The sequence below is a fragment of the Flavobacteriales bacterium genome (assembly GCA_013001705.1).
Taxonomy (GTDB): Bacteria; Bacteroidota; Bacteroidia; order Flavobacteriales_D; family JABDKJ01; genus JABDLZ01.
In genome coordinates this window covers 1-7,418 of record JABDLZ010000292.1, presented here as the reverse complement: position 1 = coordinate 7,418, position 7,418 = coordinate 1, and the positions used below count along the sequence as shown (strand labels likewise).

7 protein-coding genes are annotated in these 7,418 nt (G+C 50.4%); 1 reads left to right on the top strand and 6 read right to left on the bottom strand.

The genetic code is table 11. The annotated features are described in order from the left end of the window. The 3 genes from HKN79_11655 to HKN79_11645 form a co-directional block, all read right to left on the bottom strand. The coding region (locus HKN79_11655; protein ID NNC84222.1) for a GNAT family N-acetyltransferase at positions 1 to 293 on the bottom strand (293 nt) is incomplete at its 3' end. Continuing rightward, complete coding sequence (locus tag HKN79_11650) at positions 290 to 1,228, bottom strand: hypothetical protein (protein NNC84221.1); 939 nt, start codon at positions 1,226 to 1,228, stop codon at positions 290 to 292. The genes HKN79_11650 and HKN79_11655, both read right to left, overlap by 4 nt. 115 nt (positions 1,229 to 1,343) lie before the next feature. Further along, positions 1,344 to 4,664 (bottom strand): glycosyl hydrolase, encoded by a 3,321-nt coding sequence (locus HKN79_11645; protein NNC84220.1) that lies wholly within the window; start codon positions 4,662 to 4,664, stop codon positions 1,344 to 1,346. Between the two features lie 247 nt (positions 4,665 to 4,911). On the opposite strand from HKN79_11645, the gene HKN79_11640 reads away from it, so the two are divergent. Next, positions 4,912 to 5,064 carry a YqaE/Pmp3 family membrane protein gene (locus HKN79_11640; GenBank protein NNC84219.1) on the top strand — a complete coding sequence of 51 codons (153 nt, stop codon included), beginning with the start codon at positions 4,912 to 4,914 and terminating at the stop codon, positions 5,062 to 5,064. A 40-nt stretch (positions 5,065 to 5,104) separates the two neighbouring features. Here HKN79_11640 and HKN79_11635 read toward each other — a convergent pair whose 3' ends face one another. The 3 genes from HKN79_11635 to HKN79_11625 all read right to left on the bottom strand — a co-directional run. Beyond that, entirely contained in the window at positions 5,105 to 5,977 is an 873-nt protein-coding gene (locus HKN79_11635) for a metalloprotease (protein NNC84218.1), read from the bottom strand. Between the two features lie 93 nt (positions 5,978 to 6,070). Further along, positions 6,071 to 6,820, bottom strand: coding sequence for a T9SS type A sorting domain-containing protein (locus HKN79_11630; protein NNC84217.1), 750 nt, complete (start codon positions 6,818 to 6,820; stop codon positions 6,071 to 6,073). A gap of 4 nt (positions 6,821 to 6,824) precedes the next feature. Then, a partial coding sequence (locus HKN79_11625) for a DUF1501 domain-containing protein (GenBank protein NNC84216.1) occupies positions 6,825 to 7,418 on the bottom strand: 594 nt, incomplete at its 5' end.

Here is a 7,418-nt window from a genome sequence, read left to right as displayed (position 1 = left end):
AAGAACTCCTTCTCGCCTATCCACATATCCAAAGCTCTTTTATAGGGACCTATATCTCCCCAATAGCCGGTGACTTCCATGTGAGGATCGATGATCTGGACGAATCCTATTGGTCTTGCATCTAATTCTGCAATCAACATCTGCCTCCACGGATAATCGATGTTCAACTCATTCTCCCAGTCCCAAGATTCCTCCCCGATCGCTACTCTGACATGAGCTTGTGTGCTCCAATTCTTAAGCGTCCCTTCATCAGCCGGAAGAGCTTTGCGCAGGGTCAAAGGAGAATCATTCATGGGACCACGAAGACAGGAGCCTGCTGAAGATCATATGCATCCCCAGTGAGTACTTTGTGGTCTTTTCGCTGCATATCATAGAGGATGATATCTGAGCGCTCATAGTCCAAGTCCCAAACCTCAATGACCAAGTAGCGTCCATCGGGGCTCCAATCATGCCATCCCTCCTGTCCCTCTAGGTCTGTGAGACGGCCCATGCTACTTCCGTCAGGCTGCACCCCAAAAAGACTGGATTTCCCATCCTGCTTACTTTGATAGGATATATACCCCTCTTTGGGATGCCATCGCGGTGGCCCTGCATGGTAATTATACCAGAGAGCCGTGGTGTCTCCTATGGGATAGTGGGTCAGCTGCCTGACATCCGATCCATCACTACTCATGATGTAGAGTTCATCGATGAACTCTTTCTCCAGCCTCTCAGAATGCGGTACATTCATATATCGGTCCCGTTTTTCCTTCTTGCTCCTCAATGAGCCTCTGAACACTATCTGCAGACCATCAGGTGAGAATGCCGGGTCATTGATATACTTCATTCCCGGATCCAGTCTCTCAAGCAAGTTCCCTTCACGATCGATCAGATAGAAAACAGAATCGTGCTTGGGATTCACGAGGAGCTCTTGGCCTTCTTTACGCACACCCATCCAACTGTCCTGGAGCTGAATGTCCGACACCTTTTGGAGGATCTTGCCTTGGACGTCCATCTCATAGAGGAAATAGCATCGATAGCAGGTATCGCGATCCGAGTTGAAGAGGATGCGATCATCGTACGCTTCATAGGTCCAGGCAACATCTGGATGATTCGTCAGATTCCGATGATATGAACCCTCCATATCCGTAAGGAATACTTCGTAATTGGATTCGTTAGCGCTATCAGGCACCAATACATTATAGGCGATCAGGTAGTCCCTTGATTCAGTATGGGTCCCTAGGCCCATATCAGATTCCGAGTCTGTGTGAGTGTCCGCGCATGACAAAAGGCCAATCATCAACCCAAAGGCGAGGACATATTGGCCAAGTAACTGAATATGTGATGCGCCAATCATGGATAGATCATCTTCCCAATGGCGCTGACATCCCTTCTACCCAAGGAGCTCCCGTATCACGCACCTCCTTCTCTAGGCCGGGAAGTGTCTCATCCAACAGTTCTTGGGTCGAGGATCGGATCTCTCCCAACTCCTCTTGAGCCATAGTGAGACTTTCGCGATGTGCCGGTGTAGGTCCATAGGTCGAATTCCCCACTCCCGTGCGGGCAAAGCCATAGCGATTCGACAAGGTAGGTGCGGTATTCTCCCGAACTGCCCTCTTTGAAGGGCTGCCATTCAACTGACGATCCAATTCTTTCAACTCCATCAGTGTAGCGTGTAATCTACTATCCAGGTCACCTGGACGTGATCCCGCTCTGGCGAGAGCTGTCTGGAGCGCTTTGACCCGTTTCTGAGCCCTTTCTAATTCAAAGGTGATAGCCGAGCGGTCCCTCTGGAAATCCTCCAGTTCCTTCCAGAATGCAGCCACTTCTTGAGGTGAGGCCCCTTCCAGTGCACCCTCTTTCATCTTGACCACTTTGAAGGAGCGATCAGGCGCGATCTCTGTGAATTCGCCATCCACCTGTTTGACCAGACTTACCGTATAATCTCCTGGACCTACCATCAGTCCAGTAGGCTCATCCTCTGGGGCACCTACGGGTTTGTCCTCCAAACTCACTCTGCGAGTAGATGGACGCCTGAGATCCCAAGTCAATCTATGGAATCCTTTAGAATGTGGGGCTTTCAATTTGCGGATCACTCGTCCCTCTCCATCTTTAATAATAGCCCAGAGCGCGGGAGCTTCTTGCATATACTCATCATCCAGGCTGTCCCAGCCCGGAAAGGTGATGTCCTGGTCTTTATTCTTCCGTTCCTTCTCCGCTTCTTTTCTCATCTCCTTCTTGGATTTGAGACCCTCATTCAGATGATAGGTGAAGGTGGCTCCAAAAGGCGGATTCGGAGCGGTGAAATAGGCATCTCCTTGAGAACCTTTTTCACTGAAACTCAACACGGGTCGCTTGATATACCAGAGGGCATCCTTGATCGGAAAGATGACAGATTCCTTGGCCAGTTCCTCTTCGCTCACCTCACGTAGGAAAGCATAATCATCCAAGACATAGAACCCTCTTCCGAAGGAGGCGCCTACCAGGTCGTTCTCTCTGCGCTGTATGGCCAGGTCTCTGAAAGAGATCGTTGGTAATCCTCCAGTGAATTTCACCCATCGTTGTCCTGCATCCAGTGAGGTATAGATACCGAATTCGGTAGCCAGGAAGAAGAGGTTTTCGTCTTCATGATCCTGTACGATACGCCATGCGAGCAATGGAGTGGGAAGGCCCTTGCCCATATTCTTCCATGTCGCACCCTTATCCGAACTCTTGTATACAAAAGGAGAATAATCACCTGACTTATGGTCGTCCAGAATCACATAGACCGTATTCTCATCGTGGAGGTCGGCCTTGATATCATTGACAAAAGCGGTTGCTGGGACTCCTGGAAGCGCATTGACCAGGACCTTACGCCAAGTAGACCCGCCATCTTCTGTGATCTGGATGATCCCGTCATCTGTTCCGGCATATATCAATCCCGATCTCAAAGGGGATTCGGCCAAAGAAGTAATGGTATTGTAATCCGACATGGCATAGACATCCCAGGGATTATCGATACCCTGAGAACTGCCCATGATCTCCAGCGCAAATCTTTCTTCATTGCGGGTGAGGTCTTCTGAAATGGCCTCCCAGGTATCTCCTCGATTATCCGATCTCCAAACGCGTTGAGAGGCAAAGTAGAGTCGCTGCGGGTTGTGTGGACTCACCAAAATGGGAGCGTCCCAATTGAATCGCTCATGCGGAGCACCTTCTTCCGCCTGAGGTTTGATATAGACGAATTCTCCAGTAGTTCGATCGATACGACAGAGGTTCCCCTGTTGCCACTCGCTGTACATTATGTCCGGATTGCCCGGCTCCGTAGCAGGTTGATGCCCATCGCCCCAGAGAGTGATGAACCAATCGGCATTCCTGATGCCGTGGTAATTATCCGTGCGTGATGGACCACCTTGGGTGTTGTTATCCTGAGTACCTCCATAGATGAAGTAAAAGGGTTCAGAATCGTCTACAGCTACCTTGTAGAACTGCGTCAAAGGTAGATTGGCCATGAAGCGCCAGGTCTTCTCCCCATCGAAGGATTCATACAGCCCCCCATCTGAACCGACCAATCGATAGTCAGGGTCAGAGAGCTTGAAAGCCATCGCATGGTTGTCGCTGTGCTTGTGCTTCTCGTTCATCCGCACAAAGGTCTTCCCTCCATCATCAGAGACTTGTACGCGCACATCCATGAGATAGAGCTTGTCGAACTGATGCGGACTGGCATAGAGTTCTTGATAGTAATGCGGTCCTGTGGCACCGGATACCGTCTTGGACATCTCGGTCCAGGAACTGCCTCTATCTGCTGAGCGGTAGACCGCTCCACTCCTATTATCCAGTTCGATAGCTGCATAGAGCACATCCGGATCCTGCGGTGAGATGGCAAGCCCGATCTTTCCAAGATTGCTCGATGGAAGTCCAGAAGTGAGCTTTTCCCAGGTCATTCCTCCATCGGTACTTCGGTGCAGTCCTGAGCCGGGCCCTCCGCCCATGTATGCGGCTACCGTACGGTGTCTATCCCATGTAGCGGCATAGAGCACCATGGGATCGCGCGGGTCGATGACCAGATCGGTGACTCCGGTCCATTGATCATCACCGAGAGTCCGTTCCCAACTCTCTCCTCCATCAGAAGATACATAGAGTCCGCGCTCACCGCCCTTGCTCCATAGGGGGCCTTGAGCAGCTACCCATATCTTATCGGAGTTATCTGGATGGATGATGATCTTGGAGATGTGCTCACTCTTAGCGAGGCCCATGTTCTTCCAAGATGAACCTCCATCAGTACTGCGATAGATGCCATCACCAAAACTCACGTGTCTTCCACCTACATTCTCTCCCGTACCTACCCAAACCGTATGTGGATTGCTAGGGTCGATGGTCACACATCCGGTGGAATACACAGATTGCGAATCGAAAATGGGTTTCCATGTGGTGCCATGATTCTCGGTCTTCCAAACCCCTCCTGAACCTACAGCGATATACCACGTGCTTTCATCTTCGGGATGGATAGCGATATCAGCGATACGGCCAGACATGAATGCAGGTCCGATGGAGCGGAACTTGATATCTGAAAAGGTGCTGTCCTGGAAGAAGCCTTTGCTCTCTGGAGACTCTGCCTCACTTTTTTTCTTCTGAGCAGAAAGTGTCTGAATGCTGAAGGTCATTACAAGAATGAGGGCATAGACAGGAAGGAATCGTAATCGTATCATCTGTGGAGTTTTCGTTTGCTGTTCAAGGATAAGAAAACCGTCTCGACTCCTGTATCCAATGGTACGAGTGGCATCGGTACCATATTAAGAAGAACATGCTCTGAGGTCGGGACCGAAGACCTCGATCATGGGGAGAAGCTTTCCCAGCGAGGGCTTTCAGGTAATTATAAACCTCTGACATTCAGGTAGATGTAAAGTGGCACAAATATGACTTGGACATGGATATTAACCTTAATAATCACATACCATGTCTGGAATAGTAAAAGTCATTCTCGCAATCATCCTCCCACCACTTGCCGTTGCTCTCGAGCATGGAGCAGGTAAAAAATTGGCCGTGAACATCATTCTGACCCTATTGGGATGGATTCCTGGTGTCATCCACGCCATCTTCTTCACCTGAGAGTCTTAACAGATAAGGTGCGGCCTATGCTGGGCGTATCTTAAAGATTCTGTTCGGAGAAGGTATCACCCTGCCGGATATCTCCGGTCTGATAGCCCTTTTGGAACCAGCGCATACGCTGTTCTGATGTGCCGTGGGTGAAGCTATCCGGCACCACATATCCGCGAGCCTGCTTCTGGATGCGATCATCTCCGATGGCATTGGCAGCATTCATTGCTTCTTGGATATCACCCCCTTCCAGGTAGCCTGCCTTTTCCACATGATGCGCCCAGACACCTGCCAGAAAATCGGCTTGAAGCTCTAAACGCACACTGAGTTGATTGTACTCGCGTTCGGGAATCCTTCCTTTCTGCGATTGTACCTGACGCGTATATCCCAACAGATTCTGGATATGATGTGCCACCTCATGGGCCACCACATAGGCCATGGCAAAATCACCCGGTGCTCCGAATCGCTCTGATAGGTCCCTGTAGAAACTGAGGTCTATATAAAGTTGCTGATCGGCCGGACAGTAGAAAGGACCAGTAGCGGAACTGGCAAATCCGCATGCACTCTGCACCTGGCCATCGAATAAGACAAGTGTTGGTTCTTGATACGGCCTGCCGGTAGCATCGGGATACAATTTGTTCCACACGTCCTCGGTGTCCTTGAGTACTACTTTGACGAATTGGGCCAGTTCATCATCAGCTCGTTCTTGACCTGGAGTCTGCCTATATTCAGTGGAAGGAGCTTGTTGTGTCTGCTGCTGAAGCAGCATGGTAGGATCTCCTCCGAGTAGGATGACGATCAGTATGATGATCAATCCTCCACATCCCAATCCCCCTCCCATGCGTCCACCTGGAATGCGCATGCCGCCCCCACTTCCTCTTCGGTCCTGTACGTTACGTGAAGCCTGTCTACCTCGCCATTTCATAGTCTAAAATATTAGGGTCGTGGCAAGATATGGATTCGATTCAAAATCCTATGACGGCCGACATCAACTGTCAGCGGTGAGTATGTCGACCCCTTATCGCGTCCTGACGATCTGATAGCGACCGAGTGCATCGGCCTGTTGGACGGTCAGATAGTAGATGCCTGCAGGTAGTTCTGCATTATCGAAAGTCATGAACTCCTCCGTATTAAGCCCCGACAGAAATCGTTCATCTACCAATCTTCCCATGGCATCGTGAATCATGACATTCATCTGTCCTCCGCATTGAGAACGGATGCGTGCATTGAAGATATCCCGGTGCGGATTGGGATAGATGGATACATCGAAACACGCATCGGGCGTTTGGAATTCGGTGATATCGGTCACCACTCCTTCTACTCCGATCTTGAGCTCAGAGAAGCCTGCACAGAAAGGAGCACCATGGGTGCTTTCTACTGTCAAGAGCACATATCTCGCTTGTTCTGAATTGAAATCGGTCAGCACATCCCCTTCGTAGATGCTTGTACCATCAGCTGCCGGAACATTGAAGGTTCCCAGATTGGACCAGTTCTGTCCATCTTCCGAATAATCCACATGCAGTGCATCTACTCCACGAGGGAGGTTATCCGGGTCATTGTGATTCCAAATGCTCAATTCACCTAACAGGTATTGATGTCCGAGGTCGTACTGTATCCAATGGGTCTCTCCATAATCCGTAATGGGATTGGGTGAGACCTCGCAACTCACCCAGCCATCGAACCAAGTGGTGTTGTGCCTATCGGGATAGCATTGCGCATGGAAGCTGGCGCTGATGATGAGAACGGTGATGATCGCTGATATCCTCATGGTCTTAGAGATTTAGGAATCCGATGGGTAGATCGGGTGAAGTAGTGTCATAGAAATTCTGAAGGGTCGGGAATATCTCATCCAGTTGTGAGCCGCTCACTCCGAACCAACTGCCTAATTCGGCCATGTACTCCGTTGCAGCTGTGGTAGGTATGAGCACACCATCACTCAGATCGAGAGGATTACCGAATCCCAATTCCAAGGACGGATAGGTGCCGTATAATCGGCCTCCGTTCAGATTGGCACCCCCCATCACCATCATATTACCTCCCCAAGCGTGGTCGGTCCCATTCCCATTAGAGGTAAGGGTACGAGCGAAATCAGAGATGGTGAAAGTGGTCACGCAGTCCTGCACGCTCAATTCTTCCAAGGCTGCATTCAGATCTCCCAGTGCCGTACTGACCTCGGCCAGCATTCCAGCCTGGTTCTCCAATACCTCATCGTGATGGTCCCAACCTCCGAAATTGACAAAGAAGATCTGGCGTTGGAAACCGAGCGTCTCTCTGGCCGCGATGGTCTTGGCGATCATCTGGAAAGCCTCAGAAAGTTCGCCCGTTCCGAATTGATGCTGGAAATCGGGTACCGCATCGATGGCGCT

Coding starts and splice junctions, on each gene's coding strand:
- HKN79_11650 (NNC84221.1), bottom strand. CDS start 1,228: ATGGGCCTAGGGACCCATACTGAATCAAGGGACTACCTGATCGCCTAT.
- HKN79_11645 (NNC84220.1), bottom strand. CDS start 4,664: ATGATACGATTACGATTCCTTCCTGTCTATGCCCTCATTCTTGTAATG.
- HKN79_11640 (NNC84219.1), top strand. CDS start 4,912: ATGTCTGGAATAGTAAAAGTCATTCTCGCAATCATCCTCCCACCACTT.
- HKN79_11635 (NNC84218.1), bottom strand. CDS start 5,977: ATGAAATGGCGAGGTAGACAGGCTTCACGTAACGTACAGGACCGAAGA.
- HKN79_11630 (NNC84217.1), bottom strand. CDS start 6,820: ATGAGGATATCAGCGATCATCACCGTTCTCATCATCAGCGCCAGCTTC.